This is a genomic window from Streptomyces sp. SCSIO 75703 (assembly GCF_036607905.1).
In the GTDB taxonomy this organism is placed as follows: domain Bacteria; phylum Actinomycetota; class Actinomycetes; order Streptomycetales; family Streptomycetaceae; genus Streptomyces.
The window spans coordinates 4,513,195-4,532,826 of the sequence record NZ_CP144555.1 but is presented as its reverse complement, the minus strand read 5'-3'; the positions used below and the strand labels follow the sequence as shown (position 1 = coordinate 4,532,826).

Annotated in this window: 17 protein-coding genes; 7 read left to right on the top strand and 10 right to left on the bottom strand. The window is 74.5% G+C overall.

Translation table 11 applies throughout. From position 1 onward, the window contains the following. Positions 1-95: 95 nt before the first annotated feature. The 4 genes from VM636_RS19930 (at position 96) to VM636_RS19915 (ending at position 4,414) form a co-directional block, all read left to right on the top strand. A complete protein-coding gene (locus VM636_RS19930) occupies positions 96-998 on the top strand; it encodes a ribokinase (protein WP_030418174.1) in 903 nt (300 codons plus the stop codon). Continuing rightward, entirely contained in the window at positions 995-1,384 is a 390-nt protein-coding gene (rbsD, locus tag VM636_RS19925; RefSeq protein WP_030418173.1) for a D-ribose pyranase, read from the top strand. The genes VM636_RS19930 and rbsD overlap by 4 nt, the downstream gene beginning before the upstream one ends. Positions 1,385-1,874: 490 nt before the next feature. Next, positions 1,875-3,710, top strand: a complete 1,836-nt coding sequence (locus VM636_RS19920; protein ID WP_030418172.1) for a glycoside hydrolase family 3 protein — start codon at positions 1,875-1,877, stop codon at positions 3,708-3,710. Between the two features lie 113 nt (positions 3,711-3,823). After that, complete coding sequence (locus tag VM636_RS19915) at positions 3,824-4,414, top strand: hypothetical protein (protein WP_051821160.1); 591 nt, start codon at positions 3,824-3,826, stop codon at positions 4,412-4,414. Between the two features lie 67 nt (positions 4,415-4,481). Here VM636_RS19915 and VM636_RS19910 read toward each other — a convergent pair whose 3' ends face one another. From VM636_RS19910 to VM636_RS19900, 3 genes are all read right to left on the bottom strand, one after another. After that, positions 4,482-5,912: a S28 family serine protease gene (locus VM636_RS19910; protein ID WP_030418170.1), complete on the bottom strand. Its 1,431-nt coding sequence runs from the start codon at positions 5,910-5,912 to the stop codon at positions 4,482-4,484. A gap of 115 nt (positions 5,913-6,027) precedes the next feature. After that, complete coding sequence (locus tag VM636_RS19905; protein ID WP_234312500.1) at positions 6,028-6,432, bottom strand: hypothetical protein; 405 nt, start codon at positions 6,430-6,432, stop codon at positions 6,028-6,030. A 119-nt stretch (positions 6,433-6,551) separates the two neighbouring features. Continuing rightward, a complete protein-coding gene (locus tag VM636_RS19900; protein ID WP_030418168.1) occupies positions 6,552-10,304 on the bottom strand; it encodes an ABC transporter ATP-binding protein in 3,753 nt (1,250 codons plus the stop codon). 496 nt (positions 10,305-10,800) lie between these two features. On the opposite strand from VM636_RS19900, the gene VM636_RS19895 reads away from it, so the two are divergent. Further along, the gene (locus VM636_RS19895; protein WP_030418167.1) at positions 10,801-11,700 is read left to right on the top strand and encodes an endonuclease; all 900 of its coding nucleotides are present in this window, start codon (positions 10,801-10,803) and stop codon (positions 11,698-11,700) included. A gap of 247 nt (positions 11,701-11,947) precedes the next feature. On the opposite strand, the gene VM636_RS19890 is transcribed toward VM636_RS19895, so the two are convergent. Then, positions 11,948-12,316, bottom strand: coding sequence for a hypothetical protein (locus tag VM636_RS19890; protein WP_030418166.1), 369 nt, complete (start codon positions 12,314-12,316; stop codon positions 11,948-11,950). Continuing rightward, positions 12,313-12,678 carry a hypothetical protein gene (locus VM636_RS19885; RefSeq protein WP_051821166.1) on the bottom strand — a complete coding sequence of 122 codons (366 nt, stop codon included), beginning with the start codon at positions 12,676-12,678 and terminating at the stop codon, positions 12,313-12,315. The genes VM636_RS19890 and VM636_RS19885 overlap by 4 nt, the downstream gene beginning before the upstream one ends. A 194-nt stretch (positions 12,679-12,872) precedes the next feature. Between VM636_RS19885 and VM636_RS19880 the strand changes: the two genes are divergently transcribed. Both VM636_RS19880 and VM636_RS19875 read left to right on the top strand, forming a co-directional pair. Continuing rightward, positions 12,873-13,667 carry a helix-turn-helix transcriptional regulator gene (locus tag VM636_RS19880; protein WP_053914000.1) on the top strand — a complete coding sequence of 265 codons (795 nt, stop codon included), beginning with the start codon at positions 12,873-12,875 and terminating at the stop codon, positions 13,665-13,667. Continuing rightward, the gene (locus VM636_RS19875) at positions 13,660-13,881 is read left to right on the top strand and encodes a DUF397 domain-containing protein (protein WP_053913975.1); all 222 of its coding nucleotides are present in this window, start codon (positions 13,660-13,662) and stop codon (positions 13,879-13,881) included. The genes VM636_RS19880 and VM636_RS19875 overlap by 8 nt, the downstream gene beginning before the upstream one ends. 22 nt (positions 13,882-13,903) lie before the next feature. On the opposite strand, the gene VM636_RS19870 is transcribed toward VM636_RS19875, so the two are convergent. The 5 genes from VM636_RS19870 to speB form a co-directional block, all read right to left on the bottom strand. Continuing rightward, a complete protein-coding gene (locus tag VM636_RS19870; RefSeq protein ID WP_158786365.1) occupies positions 13,904-14,065 on the bottom strand; it encodes a hypothetical protein in 162 nt (53 codons plus the stop codon). A 431-nt stretch (positions 14,066-14,496) separates the two neighbouring features. Continuing rightward, on the bottom strand, positions 14,497-14,895 hold the full coding sequence (locus tag VM636_RS19865; RefSeq protein ID WP_030418162.1) for a hypothetical protein: 399 nt from the start codon (positions 14,893-14,895) through the stop codon (positions 14,497-14,499). 204 nt (positions 14,896-15,099) lie between these two features. After that, positions 15,100-16,536 carry a helix-turn-helix domain-containing protein gene (locus VM636_RS19860; RefSeq protein WP_338485250.1) on the bottom strand — a complete coding sequence of 479 codons (1,437 nt, stop codon included), beginning with the start codon at positions 16,534-16,536 and terminating at the stop codon, positions 15,100-15,102. Positions 16,537-16,930: 394 nt separating this feature from the next. Then, positions 16,931-18,634, bottom strand: coding sequence for a thiamine pyrophosphate-binding protein (locus tag VM636_RS19855; RefSeq protein WP_338485249.1), 1,704 nt, complete (start codon positions 18,632-18,634; stop codon positions 16,931-16,933). Continuing rightward, positions 18,631-19,602: an agmatinase gene (speB, locus tag VM636_RS19850; RefSeq protein ID WP_030418159.1), complete on the bottom strand. Its 972-nt coding sequence runs from the start codon at positions 19,600-19,602 to the stop codon at positions 18,631-18,633. Before speB ends, VM636_RS19855 begins: the two co-directional genes overlap by 4 nt. Positions 19,603-19,632: the final 30 nt, after the last annotated feature.

Here is a 19,632-nt window from a genome sequence, read left to right as displayed (position 1 = left end):
GGCCGGTACGCGACGGCGGAGCGGCCCGTACCGGTCCGGGACATCAGGAAAGCACGGCCGGTACGCGGGTACGGGCGGAGATGCGGGAGAGAACGATGCACGACTACGACCTGCTGGTCGTCGGCTCGGCCAACGCCGACCTGGTGATCGGCGTCCGGCGGCGGCCGGGCGCCGGCGAGACGGTGCTCGGCACCGACCTCGTCGTCCACCCGGGCGGCAAGGGCGCCAACCAGGCGGTGGCCGCCGCCCGCCTCGGCGCCCGTACGGCGCTGCTGGCCCGGGTCGGCGACGACGACCACGGCCGGCTGCTGCTGGACTCGCAGCGGGCGGCCGGGGTGGACACCTCCGGGGTGCTGGTCGGCGGGGCGCCGACCGGCGTGGCCCTGATCACCGTCGACCCGTCCGGCGACAACAGCATCGTCGTCTCGCCGGGCGCCAACGGCCGGCTGACCCCCGGGGACGTGCGCGCGGCCCGGCACCTCGTGCACGGCGCGCGGGTGGTCTCGACCCAGTTGGAGATCCCGCTGGAGACCGTCGTCGAGGTGGCCCGGTGCCTCGGGCCCGGCAGCCGCCTCGTCCTCAACCCGTCCCCGCCGCAGCCGCTTCCGCCGGAGGTGCTGGCCGTCTGCGACCCGCTGATCGTCAACGAGCACGAGGCCAGGGTCATCCTGGGCGACCGGGAGGCCGGCGAGCGGCCCGAGGACTGGGCGCGGGCGCTGCTGGCGACCGGGCCGCGCTCCGTCGTCGTCACGCTCGGCGCCGAAGGGGCCCTGGTGGCCTCGGCCGAGGGCGAGGCCCGGGTGCCGTCGGTGCGGGTGGAGGCGGTCGACACGACCGGGGCCGGGGACGCCTTCACCGCGGCGCTCGGCTGGCGGCTGGGCACGGGCGCCTCCCTCGCCGAGGCGGCGGCCTACGCGGCCCGGGTCGGCGCGGCGGCCGTCACCCGGCCCGGCGCGCAGGTGTCGTACCCGACGGCGGCCGAGGTCGACGCGCTGTGAAGCGCGGCGGGGTGCTCAACCGCCGGCTGAGCGGCGCGCTGGCCGCGCTGGGCCACGGGGACCGGGTGCTGGTGTGCGACGCCGGGATGCCGGTGCCGGACGGCCCGTACCTGGTCGACCTGGCCTTCCGCCCGGGGGTGCCGTCCTTCGCCGAGGTGCTCGACGGGCTGCTGGCGGAGCTGGTGGTGGAGGGCGGGACCGCGGCGGCCGAGGCCCGGGAGGCCAACCCGGAGGTCGCCGCCCTGCTCGACGCCCGCCTCCCCGCCCTCGGCCTGGTCCCGCACGCGCGGCTGAAGGAGCTGTCGGCGGGGGCGCGGCTGGTGGTGCGCACCGGCGAGGCCCGGCCGTACGCGAACGTGCTGCTGCGGTGCGGGGTGTTCTTCTGAGGGTGCCCGGGACCGGTGCGGCTCGGGCACCGGGCGGGCCCTCGGGGGCCGGACCTCGTCCGGCGCCCGCGCGGGCCGTGCGGGCGCCGCGGGACCGCGGGCCGGCCGCCTCGGCGCGTCCGCCCCGCCGGCCTCGAGGGCGGCGGGCCGCGCCCGGCGCGGGAACCCTTCGGGGCGCGGGCCCGTCACAGGCACGGGCCGCCGGAGGAGTGAGCGGCGCGGTGCCGGCCGCCGGTCGCGGCCTCCCTCTCCACCGCCCGCGCCCGGCGGGCCCGCCGCCGTCGACGCGCGCCCCTCCCCGCGCCGGCGGCGGCCCTCCCGTACACCGGCCTGCGGGAGCAACGCCCGGGTCCCGGGCCGCTCGTGGACCCGCCCGTCGGCGTGTGCGTTCCCTTGACTGGCAGAAACTTCCCGGATACTGCTGTTTTCTCGGAAGTTTCCTTCACCCCGTCCCCGGGGACTCCAGCGGATCACTCCGGAAGGAGCGCACGTGCCTCGAAGCAGCACGTCACGCACCGCACAGCCGTCCCGCCGCACCCTCCTCGCCGCCACCGCGGGCGCCGGCGCGGCCCTCGCCGCCGGTGGCACCGCGCGGGCCGAGGGCCGGGCACCCGACGACCGCCGGCTGCGCGCCCTCGTCGCCCGCATGACGCCGGAGGAGAAGGTCGGCCAGCTCTTCGTCATGCGGGTCTACGGCCACTCCGCCACCGACCCCGACCAGGCCGACGTCGAGGCCAACCTGCGGGAGATCGGCGTCCGTTCCGCCGCCGAACTGCTCGCCCGCTACCGGGTCGGCGGCATCATCTACTTCACCTGGGCGCACAACACCCGTGACCCGCACCAGATCGCCGAGCTGTCCAACGGCATCCAGCGGGCCTCCCTCTCCCTGCCGCGCGGGCTGCCGGTGCTCGTCTCCACCGACCAGGAGCACGGCATCGTGGCCCGGGTCGGCGCCCCGGCCACCCTGCTGCCGGGCGCGATGGCCGTCGGCGCCGGCGGCTCCCGTTCCGACGCGCGCGAGGCGGGCCGGATCGCCGGGGCCGAACTGCGCGCGCTGGGCATCCGGCAGGACTACGCCCCGGTCGCCGACGTGAACGTGAACCCGGCCAACCCGGTGATCGGCGTACGGTCCTTCGGCTCCGAGCCCGGTCCGGTGGCGGAGCTGGTGGCCGCCGAGGTGACGGGCTACCAGCGGTCCGGGGTCGCCGCCTGCGCCAAGCACTTCCCCGGGCACGGCGACACGGCCACCGACAGCCACACCGGCCTGCCCGTCATCACGCACAGCCGCGCCGAGTGGGAGGCGCTGGACGCGCCGCCGTTCCGCGCGGCGATCGAGGCGGGCATCGACTCCCTGATGACCGCCCACCTGATGGTCCCGGCGCTGGACGCCTCCGGCGACCCGGCGACCCTCTCCCGCCCCATCGTCACCGGCATCCTGCGCGAGGAGCTGGGCTACGACGGGGTCGTGGTCACCGACTCGCTCGCCATGGAGGGCGTGCGCACCAAGTACGGCGACGAGCGGGTGCCGGTGCTGGCGCTGAAGGCCGGGGTCGACCAGCTCCTCAACCCGCCCGACCTGGACCTCGCCTGGAACGCGGTGCTGGCGGCCGTGCGGGGCGGCGAGCTGACGGAGTCCCGGCTCGACGAATCGGTCCTGCGGGTGCTGCGGCTGAAGGCGAGGCTGGGTCTGTTCGAGGACGCGTACACCACCCGGAAGGACGTCGACCGCACCGTCGGCACCCGGGGGCACCTGGCCGCGGCCGACCGGATCGCCGAGCGGACCACCACCCTGCTCGTCAACGAGGACGGGCTGCTGCCGCTCTCCCGGCGGCGTACCCCGCGGCTGCTGGTCGCCGGCGCCGACCCCGCCTCGCCCTCCGGCACCACGGGCCCGCCCACCGCGGTCCTCGCGCGGGCGCTGACGGAGCTGGGCTTCACCGCCACCGCCCTGTCCACCGGCACCGCCCCCTCCGCCGCGCTGACCGAGCGGGCGGTGGCGGCGGCCGGGGAGGCCGACGCGGTGGTGGTCCTCACCTACAACGTCACCGCCGGCAGCGCCCAGCAGACCCTGGTCCGGCGGCTCCTGGCCACGGGCACCCCGGTGGTCGCCGTCGCCGTCCGCGATCCGTACGACGCGGCCCACCTCGACGGCGTCCCCGCGGTCCTCGCCACCTACTCCTGGACGGACGTCGAGGTGCGGGCCGCGGCCCGGGTCCTCGCCGGACGGACCGGGCCGCGCGGGCGGCTGCCGGTGCCGGTGGCGCGGGCGGACGACCCGACGGCGGTGCTCCTCCCCGTCGGGCACGGGCTGCGCTACCGGGCGTAGCGCGGCCGGCGCCGTGCGCCCCGGGCGCCTCCACCGCCCCGCGCGAAGCCTCCCGCGCCACTGGCGCGCGCCCTCGGCCGCGGGTCACGCTGGTCGGGGAACCGGGGGCGGCGATGCGTGGACGAGGGTCGGTGGCGGCGCTGGGCGCGCTGGCGGCGCTGGGCGGCGCCCTGCTGACGGGGTGCCAGTCCCCGGCGGGCGGGGCCGGGCGGCCGGCGCCGGCCGGGGCGTCCGTCGCCCCGTCCGGGTTCGGGGCGGTGTTCCTCGCGGTCGGCGAGTGCGGTTCCTTCGGGACGGTCGGCGTGCGCGAGGTGTCGTGCGCCGGCGAGCGGGCGGCGGCGCGGGTGGTGGCCCGGTACGACACGGCGGCCGGGGACGGCCCCCTGTGCCCGGCCACCACCGATTTCGTGCTGCACGTGAGCGAGGACGGGCCGGCGCGGGGCTACGCGTGCATGCGGTCGCTCCAGCCGCCGCACCCGGGCGACCCGGGCCGCGGGGGCGGTCCGCGCACCATCGTCGGGGACTGCGTGTACGAGGCCGCCGCGGGCACGGCCCGCGAGACCGCCTGCGACGGCGGCGCCGAGCACGCGCCGCGCTACCGGGTGAGCGACGCGGTCGCCGCGCGCGACGACTGCCCGGCGGGGACCGCGCTCTTCGTCCACCTGGGCGGCGACCGCCCGGTGGGGTGCGCCCGGCCGCTGTGAGGCGGTCACCGGCGGCCGGGCGCGGCAGGCGCCCCGCGCCCCGCGAGGGGGCCGGGGCGCCCGGGGGTCACGGCCGCAGCATCGGCTCGCGCTCCACGTCCCGCCGGTCGAGCGTGGCGTCGAACGCGGCGAGCGGCTTGGCCGCGGCCGGGTTCTCCTGGACGGCGGCGGGGGCGACGCCCGCCCAGTCGAGGATGCGCGCGGTGGCGAGGGCCTTCTGCGCCGGCACCAGCCCGGCGACGTTGGCGCCGTGGTTCATGCCGGGGGCGGTGAAGACGTAGGAGTCGCGCGCCCCGGCGCCGAGGCGGAAGGGTTCGGCGCCCCACGGGTCGTTCTCGCCGTAGACGAAGAGCATCTGGCGGGCGTTGTGCCGGACCCAGGTGTCCACGTCCCGCATGGCCCAGGGCTGGAAGGTCATCGGGATCGAGCGGGGCACGAAGTTGCGCGGCGGCTGGTAGCCGTAGCGCACGTACTTCCTCTCGATGTGCGGGAACTGGATCGTGGGGGCGCCGAGCTGGGTGCCCGCCTGGTAGTAGTACGGCGTGTACGGCTCCAGGCCCTGGTCGGTGTAGAAGGAGAAGCCGGAGATCGTGTCGACCGAGGTCCAGATCTCGTCGTCGGTGGCGGTGCGGGCGTCGGCCGGGATGGTGGCGCATTCGGCGAGGGTGCCGTACTGCCAGAAGCCCCACACGTAGTCGAGGACGACGGCCTCGTAGGCCCGGTCCAGGCTGCCGATGGTGGTGAAGGTGTAGCCGTTGGCGGCGGCCTCGGCGGCGTAGCGCTTCGCCAGCGGGGCCCTGCGCACCAGCGCCTCGCGCTGGACGGCGTTCAGCCGGTCGCGGCACTCCTTGGTGCCGACGCGGGCGAAGAAGCGGTCGTAGGCGGAGTCCTCCTTGTTCACCACGTCGTTGGGGGCGACGTAGGCGACCACGCCGTCCATGTCACGGGGGTAGAACCGCTCGTAGTACGTGGCGGTCATGCCGCCCTTGGAGCCGCCCGTGGCGATCCAGTTCTTGGTGTAGAGCGGCTTGAGGGCGGTGAAGATGCGGTGCTGGTCGCTGGCGGCCTGCCAGATGTCCAGCTTCGACCAGTCGGCCGGCGAGGGCCGGGACGGGGTGAAGAAGCGGTACTCCATGGAGACCTGGTTGCCGTCGACGATCTGCGTCGGCTCCCGGCGGCCGGGCGAGGTGGAGACGCCGTAGCCGCCGGTGTAGAAGACCGTCGGACGGCTCACGTCCTTGTGCAGCACGGTGATCCGCTGCTGGAACGTGCCCTTGGCCGGGTGCCGGTGGTCGACCGGCTGGGTGTAGTTCAGGACGAAGAAGCGGTAGCCGGTGTACGGCTTCTCCTCGATCAGGCTCATGCCCGGGATGGACAGGAGCCGGTCCTTGATGTCGGTGCCGGTGGCCTCCGGCGGGGCGGCGGTGGCCGTCCCGGCCGTGCCGACGGTGCCGATGAGCACCACCAGCGCCAGCAGCCATCTGAGCGCCTTGCGCATGCGTTCTCCCCTGGGTAACGGACGTCCGGCGGAACGTATCCGAGCAACTCACCCGCGCACCAGGGGACATGGGGAATTGCCCGGAAGAAGTCGGCGGCGCCCGCCGGACGGGGGGTCAGCGGCGGAACCAGCCGGATGCGGCCGATCCGCGGTCCACGGCGCCCCACACCCGCACCCAGCGCCGCCCGGCGTACACCGTCACCGGGCCCGCCCGGCGGGCGGTGTGGCGGGTCGCCACCACCGGCCGGCCGCCGCGGGCCTGCACGCCGACGGTGACGGTCCCCGCGGGGCCGCGCCCGTACGGGACGGTGACCGCGCACAGGTGGCGGCCGTGCTGGTGGACCCGGACCGAGCCGGTGGCGAAGGACAGCGTGCGCACCCGCCGGCCGGGGCAGTCCCCGGCGGCCCCCGCCGGATGCGGCAGCCCCGCCACGAGCAGCCCGGCCACGAGCAGTCCGGCCGCCGGCAGCACCGCCGCGGCGCGCACCGGACGCCCGCGCGCCCCCTCGCCCTCACCCACCGGGCACCACCCCTCCGCACGACGGCACACCGCCGGACGGCACTCCCCGGCGTACGGAGGTACGGACGCCGGCGCGGGTCGTACGGTTGCGCGAATCCGTGCGGGAGGCCGGCGGGCGGTCAGCGGACGGCGCCCACCGGCTCCTCGGGTCCGGCCGCGCCGGTGAACGTGCGCCACAGCCGCGCGTACCGGCCGTCGAGCGCGAGGAGTTCGTCGTGCGTGCCGTCCTCCGCGACCCGGCCCCGGTCCATGACCACGACCCGGTCGGCGCGGGCGGCGGTGGTGAGCCGGTGGGCCACCACCAGCGTGGTCCGGCGGCCGGCGAGACGGTCGGTGGCCAGGTTGACCTGCGCCTCGGTGGCCAGGTCCAGGGCGGCGGTGGCCTCGTCGAGCAACAGCACGTCGGGGTCGACCAGTTCGGCGCGGGCCAGCGCGATGAGCTGGCGCTGCCCGGCGGAGAGGTTGCGGCCCCGTTCGGCGACCTCGTGGAGGTAGCCGCCGGTGAGCCCGGCGATCATCTCGTGGGCGCCGACCGCGCGCGCCGCCGCCTCGACCTCGGCGTCGGTGGCCCCGGGGCGCCCGTAGGCGATGGCGTCCCGGACGGTGCCGGGGAAGAGGTACGTCTCCTGCGGGACGACGCCCAGCCGGTGCCGGTACCCGGTCAGGTCGAGGTCGCGCAGGTCCCGCCCGTCGGCGGTGACCCGGCCGCCGGTCGGGTCGTAGAAGCGGGCGACCAGCTTGACCAGGGTGGACTTGCCGGCGCCGGTCTCGCCGACGAAGGCGACGGTCTGCCCGGCCGGGATGCGCAGGTCGATCCCGGTGAGTGCCTCCTCCCCGTCGCCGTAGGCGAAGCTGACGTCCTCGAAGGCGATCTCGCCGCGCAGCGCGCCGACCTCGACGGGCCGCTCCGGCGGCCGGGTGGAGGCGGGCTCGCGCAGCAGTTCCTGGATGCGGCGCAGCGAGACGGACGCCTGCTGGTAGCCGTCGAAGACCTGGGAGAGCTGCTGTACCGGCGCGAAGAACAGGTCGATGTAGAGCAGGTACGCCACCAGCGCGCCGGTGGTCAGGGTCGCCGCCTCGACCCGGCCGCCGCCCACGATCAGCACGGCCGCCGCGGCGCCCGAGGAGAGGAGCTGCACGAACGGGAAGTACACCGAGATCAGCCACTGGCCGCGGATGCGGGCCCGCCGGTAGCCGTCGCTGCGCTCGGCGAAGCGCCGCCGCCCCTCGTCCTCGCGGCGGAACGCCTGCACGATGCGCAGCCCCGCCACGGACTCCTGGAGGTCGGCGTTGACCCCGGAGACCCGCTCCCGGGCGAGTTCGTACGCCTTCACGCTGGCCCGGCGGAAGAAGTAGGTGGCGACGATCAGCGGCGGCAGCGTGGCGAAGACGACCAGCGCGAGCTGCACGTCGATCACGAGCAGGGCGACCATGATGCCGAAGAAGGTGACGACCGAGACGAAGGCGGTGACCAGGCCCGTCTGGAGGAACGTCGACAGCGCGTCCACGTCCGTCGTCATCCGGGTCATGATCCGGCCGGTCAGCTCGCGCTCGTAGTAGTCGAGGCCGAGCCGTTGGAGCTGGGCGAAGATCTTCAGGCGCAGCGAGTACAGGACGCGTTCACCGGTCCGGCCGGTCATCCGGATCTCGCCGGTCTGCGCGGCCCACTGGGCGAGCACGGCGAGCAGCCCGAGCAGGGCCGCCGCCCACACCGCGCCGAGCGCGAGCCGGCTGACGCCCTGGTCGATGCCGTGCCGGATCAGCACCGGCAGCAGCAGGCCCATCCCCGCGTCGACGGCGACCAGCGCGAGGCAGAACAGCAGCGGGGTGCGGAAGCCGCGCAGCAGCCTGCGCAGCCCGTACGACTCCTCCGCGCGCATCGCCCGTTCCTCGTCGACGTCCGGGGTGTCGGCCGCCGGGGGCAGGGCCGCCACCTGGGCGAGGAGTTCGGGGGTGGCCGGGGTGCCGTCGAGGGCGGGGTCGCGCGGCTCCCGGTCGCCGGTCCACAGCCGGGGGGTGATCCCGCGCTCGGCGTCGTACCCGGCGTCCGCCGCGCCGCTCCCCCACTCCTCGACGCGGGCGAGCGGGGGCGCCTCCGTGCGGGCGTCCTCGCGGGCCGCGGCGGGCGGGACGTGGCCCGGGGAGACGCCGCCGAGTTCGTCGGGGTCGGTGAGCAGGCTCCGGTAGAGGGCGCAGCGCTCCTGAAGCTCCTCGTGGGTGCCGAGGTCGGCGAGGCGGCCGTGGTCGAGGACGGCGATGCGGTCGGCAAGGTTCAGGGTGGAGCGGCGGTGCGCGATGAGCAGCGTGGTGCGGCCCCGCATGACCTGGCGCAGCGCCTCGTGGATCTCGTGCTCGACGCGGGCGTCGACGGCGGAGGTGGCGTCGTCGAGGACGAGCAGGCGGGGGTCGGTGAGGAGGGCGCGGGCGAGCGCGACGCGCTGGCGCTGCCCGCCGGAGAGGGTGAGGCCGTGTTCGCCGACGGTGGTGGCGTAGCCCTCGGGCAGGCCGGTGATGAAGTCGTGCGCCTGGGCGGCGCGGGCGGCGGCCTCGACCTCCTCGTCGCTCGCTCCGGGGCGGCCGTAGGCGATGTTGGCGCGCACGGTGTCGGAGAAGAGGAAGGAGTCCTCCGGGACGAGGCCGATGGCGGCGCGCAGCGAGTCCAGGGTCAGTTCGCGCACGTCGTGGCCGCCGACCAGGACGGCGCCGTGGGTGGCGTCGTAGAAGCGCGGCAGGAGCAGGGAGAGGGTGGACTTGCCGGAGCCGGAGGCGCCGACGACGGCGAGGGTCTCGCCCGCCCGGATCTCGAAGGAGAGGCCGTCGACGACGGGCCGGCCGGGGTCGTAGCCGAAGGAGACGTCGTCGAACTCGACGGTGGCGGGCGCGTCGGCGGGCAGGTCCCGGGCGCCGTCGGCCAGGGTCGGCTCGGTGTCGATCAGTTCCAGGACGCGTTCGGTGCTCGCGCGGGCCTGCTGGCCGACGGTGAGGACCATGGCGAGCATCCGGACCGGGCCGACGAGCTGGGCGAGGTAGGTGGAGAAGGCGACGAAGGTGCCGAGGGTGATGTGGCCGCGCACGGCCAGCCAGCCGCCGAGGGCGAGCATGGCGACCTGGCCGAGGGCGGGCACGGCCTGGAGGGCGGGGGTGTAGGCGGAGTTCAGGCGGATGGTGCGCAGCCGTCCCGCGAAGAGCCGCCGGCCGACCGCGCGGAGCTTGCCGGTCTCCTGCTCCTCCTGGCCGAAGCCCTTGACCACCCGCACGCCGCTGACCGAGCCGTCGACCACGCCGGCGACGGCGGCTGCCTGGGCCTGGGCGTACCAGGTGGCGGGGTGCAGGCGGGAGCGGCTGCGGCGGGCGATGAACCACAGGGCGGGGGCGACGCCGAGGGCGACGAGGGTGAGCGGCGGGGAGAGCCACGCCATGATCACCAGGGAGATGAGGAACAGCAGGACGTTCCCGATGGTCATCGGGAGCATGAAGAGCAGGCCCTGGATGAGCTGGAGGTCGCTGGTGGCCCGCCCGACGACCTGCCCGGTGGACAGCTCGTCCTGCCGCCGTCCGTCGAGCCGGGTGATCGTCCCGTACATGTCGGTGCGCAGGTCGTGCTGGACGTCGAGGGCGAGCCGGCCGCCGTAGTAGCGGCGGATGTACGTGAGGACGTAGACGGCCGCGGCGGCGGCGCCGAGCAGTCCGGCCCAGACGGCCATGGAGCGGTCGCCGCCGATCACGTCGTCGATGATCACCTTGGTGATCAGGGGGACCAGGGCCATGACGGCCATGCCGGCCAGGGAGGCGCCGAGGGCGAGGACGACGTCCTTGGGGTTTCGCCAGGCGTAGCCCGCCAGCCGCCGTACCCATCCCGGTTGCGCTACCACGCCGGTGCCCTCCGATCGTCCCTGATCTTCCGGTTGCCCCAACACGGACGCGGCGGCTTTTCATCCCGCCGTCACCCTCGGTGGCGACACCTCACCGGACCGGACGTACGCAGGAGGCCGGCGCAGCCGCCCGGACCGGTCCACGCCCCGCCCGGCGCCGACGGCAGGGGGCCTGCCGGGGGCCGCGGGGGCCGGGCCCGGCGGCGGATGTCCCGGGGCCGGTGAGCGGGAGCGGGCGGGCGCGCCGGGCCGGGCTTCCGGGGAACGGGTGACCGGTCCGGTCACCCTCCTGGACCCGAGGAGCCGGGTCCCGGCGCACCGGTCCCCGGCCGCCTCCCGGGGCTCGGCCGCCTCCCCCGCCCCGGCGGCCCGACGTCCCCTCCGTTCACCGGGCCTGGCGTTTTGTCACGTCATCGTCACGCGGTGTCCACCTGACGCACCGCATGTGCATGCCACGATCGACGCACTGTCAACCCGCGTAGATCGGACACCCCACATGCTCGCGATACGCATCCGGCGCCGGAGGGCGGTGGCCCTCGCCACGGCCGCCGTCCTGGCGGGCCTCGCCGCCCCCTCCCTGACCGCGGCCCCGGCCACCGCCACACCGGCACCACCGACACCACCCGCCGCACCGGCCGTGGCGGCCCCGCAGGCGCCGAAGGCCCCCGCGGCCACGCCGATCACGGCGGCCCCACCCGTCACGACGGACTACGACGCGACGTACTACAAGGACGCCGTCGGCAAGACCGGCGACGACCTGAAGGCCGCCCTCCACACGATCATCAGCGACCAGACCAAGCTCTCCTACGCCGCCGTCTGGGACGCGCTCAAGGACACCGACCAGGACCCCGGCAACAGCGCCAACGTGATCCTGCTGTACTCCGGCGACTCGCGCGCCAAATCGCGCAACGGCGGCAACACCGGCGACTGGAACCGCGAGCACGTGTGGGCCAAGTCCCACGGCGACTTCGGCACCGCCACCGGCCCCGGCACCGACCTGCACCACCTGCGGCCCGCGGACGTCCAGGTCAACAGCTCGCGCGGCAACAAGGACTTCGACAACGGCGGCACCCCCGTCCCGGGCGGCGGCGGCAGCCTCGGCGACTCCGACTCCTTCGAACCCCGCGACGCCGTCAAGGGGGACGTGGCCCGCATGATCTTCTACATGGCGGTCCGCTACGAGGGCGACGACGGCTGGCCCGACCTGGAGGTCAACGGCAGCGTCGGCAACGGCAGCAAGCCCTTCATCGGCAAGCTGGACGTGCTGAAGAAGTGGAGCGCCGAGGACCCGCCGGACGCCTTCGAGCAGCGCCGCAACCAGGTCATCCACGACTCCTACCAGCACAACCGCAACCCGTTCGTCGACCACCCGGAGTGGGTCACGGCGATCTGGTAGGCACTACTGCGGCCGGGCTCCCTCCCGCGCGGAGGGAGCCCGGCCCCGCCTGGCGGACATCGCCCGTCCAGAGCCGCCGCCCCGGCTCGTCGCGGCCCGCCCGCCGCTCCACACACCCGGGCGGTGCCCTCCGCGGCAGCCGCCGGAAGCGCGCGCTCCCGGTACCCGGACACCCTCACGTGGGCCGGTTCGTGGGCGATGGTCTCCCGTCGGTACAGCCGCCCGCTCGGGAGCGGAGGCGGGCGGGTCAGACGCCGGAGCCCTCTTGCGGGACGGAGTCGCGGCTCCTCCCCTCGCCGTGAGGCTGGGGAAGACGCGCTCCCCTGCTGCGGGCGATGCGGTGCACGTCGTGCAGCGCCTCGACCAGGCATGCGGCGAGGTAGCGGAGTTGGGGTGCGGTGGACTTGCCGTCGCCCAGGAGGTCGACGGCGTGTCCGAGAAGGTCGTCGGCCATGCCGAGCTGGACGGCCTCGACGTCGTCGGCGAGGCGCGAGAGACGGCCGGTACCGGTGTCGTCGGTGACGAGGTGGCAGGGGTTGCCGTCGAGGTTGGACCAGGGGAGGAGGCGGGGCCGGCCGGCCGTGGGGGCGGCGGCGTCGTGGCTCTCGTAGATCACGCGGCAGCCACCTCGTTCCCCCGGGGCCGGCGCGAGCCGACATCGACACCGTGGAGGTGCCGCGGCCCTACGTCGATGCCGTGCACGGCGAGCCAGAGGGTCCGGCGGCGGGCGGGCCGCTGCCCAGCCCGCACACGTCGTTCGTGGGCGAGGAGGTAGGGGCGGACGAGCCGGGAGTCCTCGCCGTCGAGGAGGGCCTCGTGCGGGGAGGGGCGGCGACCGGGTGTGACGGGGGCGGGCGGCGCGGGGGTGGGCCGCGCCGCTCCCCCGGCGCGGTGCCGGTTCCGGTGCCGATGGCGCCCGGAGGCGGGCCACAGGAGCCGCAGCAGCGGCTCGACGAGGCGGGCGGTACGGTGCAACACGTCTTCGACTCCAGTGAGGTTGAGGGCCATGCCCCCGGACCGTCGGTAGCGGTCGCGGGGGTCTTCCGTGCCCGAGGGCAGGTCGACACGCAGGGACGTCGCTGTGTAGCGATCCACTCACAGGGTGAGACGGGCCGGACTAGGCTCGCCAGAGGGTCGGATGTGACAACGCATCTGTCACACGGGAGTTGACGATGAGCAACATCTATGGGGAGTGGTTGAAGGCGCAGCGCGAGGCGGCCGGGCTGACGCAGCAGGAGCTGGCGACCGCAACCGTCATGACGCGTTCGCACATCGCGCACATCGAGGCGGGCCGGCGCACCCCGTCCAAGGAGGACGCGAGACGCCTCGACAGGGCGCTGAACACGGGTGATGTGCTCAGCAGCTTCCTGCCGGACGACGACGCCGCTGTCGCGGGGTACTTCGAGGCGGCCCTTCAGCTCGAACAGCAGGCGACGATGATCAGAGAGTTCGCCCTGTCGTTCGTCCCCGGCATCCTCCAGACGGAGAGATACGCACGCGCGGTCCTGAGCACCTCGTTCCCTCCAGTGGGTGAAGCGGAATGTGACAGGCTCGTCGTCACACGCCTTGAGCGGGCGAAGATCCTGAAGGACCCGGTGACGCCCGTAGTGTGGGCACTGCTCGACGAGGCTGTGCTGCGGCGGGTGGTGGGCGGGCTGGAGGTGATGGCGGAACAACTCCGCCACATCGTGAAGCTGGTGGAATCAGGACGCGTACGCGTCCACGTGTTGCCCTTCGGCCTGGGGGTCCACCCCCTCATGCAGAGCATGCTCACCCTGCTCAAGTTCGAGGATCAGCCGCCGGTGGCGTACTCCGAAGGCATTCAGGTGGGCAAGATTCACGACTCCCCCGCCATGGTCGACCGCCTTGAAGGCACCTACGATCTCGCGCTAGGTGATGCAATGCCGCTCAAGGAGTCACTGACCCTGATGAGGGCGACAGCAAAGGACTACGAGCATCGTGAATGAACCCACCACCCCCAACGCCTCCTCCCTGCACGGTTGGCGCAAGTCGACGTACAGCGGCAACGAAGGCGGCAGCTGCATAGAGGTCCTGGACGCCTACCCGACCGGCGTCCCGGTCCGCGACTCAAAGGTCCCTCAGGGACCCGCACTGGTCTTCCCCTCTGCCGGCTGGGCATCGTTCGTCACAGCGGTCAAGGACGGCCACCTGTCCGCCTGACCGGTCACCGCCCAGGGCGGCGTCAGGTTCCCGGCGGGAGCGGGCTGTCGGTGGTGCCCCGGATCGCTCGGGTGGTCTCGGCGTTGTCGTCCTCCTGGCGGCGCCGGTGGACGCGCGGGGCCGGCCGCGCGTGCGGGAAGGCGATCCTGCCTGGGGTCGCCGCGATGGCTGCGGTCTTGGCCAAGCGGGACTCCCGCCGCCCGGCTCCGGCCTTCGGAGACGGCGCGCTACGGGCACCTGCTCCCACCGCAGGGCCTCGGCCTGTGCCGACGCGGACGGCTGGTTGCCCTTGATCGCCGCGATGCCGTTCGCCGCCCTCTCCTTCACCGGCCGACGCACCTGGCCCTGGACGCTGTGCGGATGACGGCGTCGTGAGCCTTCCGAGGTGACGGATCGCCGGATGTGCACGTCGCTGACCAGTGGGCCCTTGCTCCGCGTGAAGAGTGGGTGGCCGAGGTCCACCCGCAGGTGCCGGCCGTAACGGGCCAAGCGGAAAAACCCGATGTGCTCCCAGGAAGCCGGGAGCACATCGGGGAGGCCGGACCCCGGCGCGCGGTTCGTGTCCACCGCGATCGCGGTGGACACGAACCCTCGTCACGCCGAGGAGCCGGCAGGTCAGCAGGTCGGGATGCCCGGGATCTTCCCGTTGTCGACCCCGCCGCTCACGTAGACCGCGGTGACCCAGCCGCCGTTCTTCTTGCCCGGCGACGTCTCGGTCAGCCAGACCCACCAGGTGTTGGTGTAACCCTCGGCGGTCACCCGGTCACCCGTCCGCTGGCAGTTCGCCTTGTGGTAACCCTTGTCGACCCTCCGCACGATCTTGCTCTTGGTGGAGTCGGTGCTCCTGGCCGTGCGGACAGCGACCTGGTTCTGCCAGATGTGCACCTGGTTGGCCTGGACTCGGACCTCCTGTCCCGACACGCCCGACTGCCCCGCCGCGGCACTCGGCGCCGCGAACGCCGCCACCAGGGCGGTGGACGCGACGAGTATGGTCCCCAACTTCTTTCCCAGCATGGGATGTCCCCTCCCGCACCGCCCGGCAGCCCCTCCCCGGGACTTCCCACCGTGCCGTGCAACCCCGAGTACAGCGCCCCGCGAAGGCCGGCGGAAGGACGGGCAACTGTGCACACCGCTCGGTTCCCCGGCCCGGCCTGTGCACGGTGCGCACCCGGCCCCCTCGACCGTGCGCCGTGCACAGGCCCTACGGCGGACGGCTGGTCACGGTGCCCCGTCGAGCCGGATCTCCCCGCAGTGGTGGAAGGCGTACAACAGCTCGTGCACGCCGGACTCGGCCGCCAACAGGTCGCGGTCCAGCAGGCGTTCGGCGGCCCGCAGCCGAGCGGTGACCGTGGTACGGCTGTTGCCGAGCCGGCGGGCGGCGTGCCGCGCGTCGGCGCCCGCCTCCAACCAGGCGCGCACGGTGGAACGGAGCTGAGGCCGGGCCGGGTCGTCGAGCGGCTGGAGCGCGGACGCGGCCCAGGACGCCACGGACGGGCTCTCGAAGAGATCGTCCAGCGTGGCGGCCGGCAGGGGCCGCGCCGGCACGGTGTCCCGGTGGCGTCCCAGGATGGCCAGCGCCAGCGCCACCACCGCCCGGGTACGGATGTCCCCCAGGTCCACGCCGAGCGCGCTCTCCACCCGGCGCAGGTGCGCGGCGACGGTGTTGCGGCTGATCCCGAGCAGCCGGGCCACCCCGGCCCGGGGGAAGCGCATGGCCAGCCGGGTGATCTCCACCGTCATCGCCGGTGCCGAGTCGATCGGCCGCAGGAAGGCGTCGGCCCACCCCATCGCCACATCGGGCGGCAGCAGGCGGTCCAGCGGTTCCCGGCCCTGGTAACCGGCCACCCGGTCGGGGGCGTTGCGGGCCACCGCCAGGGCATGGCGGGCCTGTTCGTACGCCTCGGCGGTGGCGGCGGGCGGCAGCGGAGCGCTGATCCCCAGCGCGTACCTCCGGTTCTCGCCGACCAGGCCGCGCAGTTCGCCGGCCAGTCCCTCACCCTCCGGGATGAGGCAGATCAGATGCTCGTCGTATACGGGGCAGCGCACCATGAGGCCCCGCCCGTGGAAGCCGGAGGCGTCCCGGTAGGCCCGGAGCAGCCGGTCCTGGTCGTCCGGCACACACCGCAGCAGATGAACGCGCAGCCGCTCGCAGTCCAGCAGCGGTGGCGGGGCGCCCCCCGACATCCTCCGGGCCAGCATGGCGTCCCCCGCCATCAGGGCCATGAACAGCCCGAGCCCCACCTGCCGGGCCTTGCGTTCGTACTCCCGGCGTGCGACGTCCGTCTCCCCGGCCCGCCGCAGCAGATCCAGCAGCGCGCACACGCCGGAGGCGGCGACGGCCTCCTCCTTCACCAGCGCGCGGTGGCCGGCCACCACCAGCACCCGGTACGGCGGCCGGCCACCGATCCGCTCCAGCCGCACCGACCAGGCCCCGCCGACGGTGACGGCGGAGGCCACCCGCCCGGCGGCCACCCGGCGAGCGAGCGCCGTCACGTCGTCCCCGAGCACCTCGTCCGGAAAGGCGGCGGTGCCGCACTCCACGCCCGCGTCGGCCCCGAGCACGGCGACTTCGCCCCCGACCCGCTTCCCCAGCCAGCCGAGCACCTCGTCCACGGCAACGGCCGGGCGCGCGACGACCCGTAACAAATCCTCCACGGCAGTTCCTTTCCCCCTCCAGGGCTCACCGTGCGGTCTCTCACCTTCGGGTCGGTACGCGACCTGCGCGTACACCGCCCGGTGGCAGTACCGGCCCCCTGACCTCGCACCTCACGACAGCGGCGACACCTGCGGCAGGACCGGTCCCCTCCGCACGCGGGGGGACCTCGGCCACTGACATATAAGCAGACCAAGAACATGCAGGTCAGAGTGTTGCGGGTGGCGAGTCAAGCACCGGCTGGTGGGACGTGTCGTGGTCGATGTCCCCGATGGTCGCCGGTCTCGTGCCCGTGTGCCGTCGCCGCGTCAGCTCCCGCTGACGCGGGCCGTCCACAGGACCCCGCAACGTGCGAACGCTCTCGGTGGCGGTCACCAGAGACAGTCGACCGGGTGATCAGCCCGAGCCCAGGCCCGAGCCCAGGTGGGTCGGCGCGAACATCCGCAGGACGGCCGGGAGGACGACCACGGAGGGCCCCGGTGCCGCAAGGGCCCGCGCGAGGTCGTCCTCCAGCGCCTGCGGGGTGGTCCGCACGCCCGGCACCCCGAAGGACTCGGCGAGCGCCACGAAGTCGGGGCGGGCCAGCTCCGTCGCCGTGGCCTCCCCGAAGGTGTCGGTCATGTACTCGCGCAGGATGCCGTAGCCGCCGTCGTCGACGATGAGCCAGGTGACGTTCAGGTCGTACTGGCGGGCGGTGGCGAGTTCGGCGAGGGAGTAGAGGGCGCCGCCGTCGCCGGAGACCGCCAGCACCGGGCGGGTGGGGTCGGCGACGGCCGCGCCGAGGGCCGCCGGGAAGCCGTAGCCGAGGCCGCCCGCGCCCTGCGCCGAGTGCATGGTGTTGGGCGCCTTGGGATCGAAGGCCGACCAGGCCCAGTAGGCGAGGATCGTCATGTCCCAGAAGGACGGGGAGCCGTCCGGCAGGGCGCGGCGGACGGCGGCCAGAACCTCGCGTTCCAGGGTGAGTTCCTGGGCGTCGATGCGGGCGCGGACCCGCTCCAGCAGGGCCCGGACGCGGTCGGGGGCGGTCGGGTCGGTGCGCTCGGGCACCGTCTCCAGCAGGGCCTGGAGGGCGAGGCGGGCGTCCGCGTGGATGCCGAGCGCGGGGTGGTTGGACTCCAGCTTGCCGAGGTCGGCCTCGATCTGGACGACCCGGCCGCGGGGCCGGAACGTGTGGTAGTTCGAGGAGAGTTCGCCGAGGCCCGAGCCGACGACGAGCAGGACGTCGGCGTCCTCCAGGAAGTCGGTGGTGTGCCGGTCCTCCAGCCAGGACTGGAGCGAGAGCGGGTGCTCCCAGGGGAAGGCGCCCTTGCCGCCGAAGGTCGTGACGACGGGCGCCTGGAGGCGTTCCGCGAGCTGCCGGAGCTTCTTCGACGCGTCCGCCCGTACGACTCCGCCGCCCGCGATGATCGCGGGGCACTCGGCGCGCGTCAGCAGGTCGGCGGCGAGCGCCGTCAGTTCGGGGCGCGGGGGCAGTTCCCCGGGGAGGACGTCGCCGCCGGTCACCACGGGGACCGGGGTCTCGGCCAGGAGGACGTCCTGCGGGATCTCCACCCACACGGGGCCGTGCGGGACGGTCAGCGCCGACGTCCACGCCTCGGCGATGGCGGAGGGGATCTGGGACTGGGTGCGGACCGTGTGGACGGACTTGACCACGCCGCGGAAGGACGCGGCCTGGTCGGGGAGTTCGTGCAGGTAGCCGTGGCGTCCGCCGCCGAGGCCCGCCGTCGGGACCTGGCTGCTGATCGCCAGGACGGGGGCGGAGGCCGCCCGTGCCTCCTGCAGCGCGGCCAGCGAGGTCAGCGCCCCGGGGCCGGTCGACAGCAGCAGGGGGGCGGCCTCGCCGGTGACCCGGCCGTAGGCGTCGGCGGCGAAACCGGCGTTGTTCTCGACGCGCAGGCCGACGTACCGCAGGTCGGAACGGCGCAGCGCGTCGAACATGCCGAGGGCGTGCTGGCCGGGCAGTCCGAAGACCGTGGTCGCGCCGAGCCCGGCCAGACTCTCCACGACGAGGTCTCCGCCGTTGCGGCCGGGGGGAGGGTTCAGCGCGGCCTCCGTCTGGGCGGCGGTGGGACGGAGTACCAGGTCGTGGTCGTGGGTCACTTCGCGCGGGCCTCGGCAATCTGGCGGGACATGATGGTGGTCAGTTCGTAGGCGGTGTGGGAGGCCGCCACCGCGGTGATCTCGGCGTGGTCGTAGGCGGGGGCGACCTCGACGACGTCGGCGGAGACGAGGTTGCAGGAGGACAGTCCGCGCAGGATCTCCAGCAGTTCCCGGGAGGTCATGCCGCCGGCCTCGGGGGTGCCGGTGCCCGGCGCGTGGGCCGGGTCGAGGCAGTCGATGTCGATGGAGATGTAGAGCGGCCGGTCCCCGATGCGCTGGCGCAACTGGTCGGCGACCTCGTCGGCGCCGCGCCGGTAGACGTCCGCGGAGGTGACGATGCCGAAGCCCATCTTCGCGTCGTCGGTGAGGTCCTTCTTCCCGTACAGCGGGCCGCGGATGCCCACGTGGGAGAGGGCCTCGGTGTCGAGGATGCCCTCCTCCACCGCCCGCCGGAAGGGGGTGCCGTGGGTGTACTCCGCCCCGAAGTAGGTGTCCCAGGTGTCGAGGTGCGCGTCGAAGTGGAGCAGCGCGACCGGGCCGTGCCGCCGGGCGACCGAGCGCAGCAGCGGCAGGGCGATGGTGTGGTCACCGCCCAGGGTCATCAGGCGGGCGCCGGTGCCGAGGAGATCGTCGGCGGCGGCCTCGATCCCCTCGACGGCCTCGTGGATGTTGAAGGGGTTGACGGCGATGTCGCCGCCGTCGGCGACCTGGGCGAGGGCGAAGGGGGAGGCGTCCTGAGCCGGGTTGTAGGGGCGCAGCAGCCGGGACGCCTCGCGGATGGCGTTGCCGCCGAAGCGGGCGCCGGGACGGTAGGAGACGCCCGAGTCGAAGGGGACGCCGACCACGGCCACGTCGGCGCGGTCCACCTCGTCCAGGCGGGGCAGCCGGGCGAAGGTCGCGGGGCCGGCGTAGCGCGGTATGCGGGAGGAGTCGACCGGACCGCGCGGCGTCTCGTTGCTGCTGCTCATGTACTGCCTTCTTTCGGGCGCTTCGTCACG

Coding starts and splice junctions, on each gene's coding strand:
- VM636_RS19915 (WP_051821160.1), top strand. CDS start 3,824: ATGCGTGGACGAGGGTCGGTGGCGGCGCTGGGCGCGCTGGCGGCGCTG.
- VM636_RS19865 (WP_030418162.1), bottom strand. CDS start 14,895: ATGCTGGGAAAGAAGTTGGGGACCATACTCGTCGCGTCCACCGCCCTG.
- VM636_RS19910 (WP_030418170.1), bottom strand. CDS start 5,912: ATGCGCAAGGCGCTCAGATGGCTGCTGGCGCTGGTGGTGCTCATCGGC.
- VM636_RS19880 (WP_053914000.1), top strand. CDS start 12,873: ATGAGCAACATCTATGGGGAGTGGTTGAAGGCGCAGCGCGAGGCGGCC.
- speB (WP_030418159.1), bottom strand. CDS start 19,602: ATGAGCAGCAGCAACGAGACGCCGCGCGGTCCGGTCGACTCCTCCCGC.
- VM636_RS19895 (WP_030418167.1), top strand. CDS start 10,801: ATGCTCGCGATACGCATCCGGCGCCGGAGGGCGGTGGCCCTCGCCACG.
- VM636_RS19930 (WP_030418174.1), top strand. CDS start 96: ATGCACGACTACGACCTGCTGGTCGTCGGCTCGGCCAACGCCGACCTG.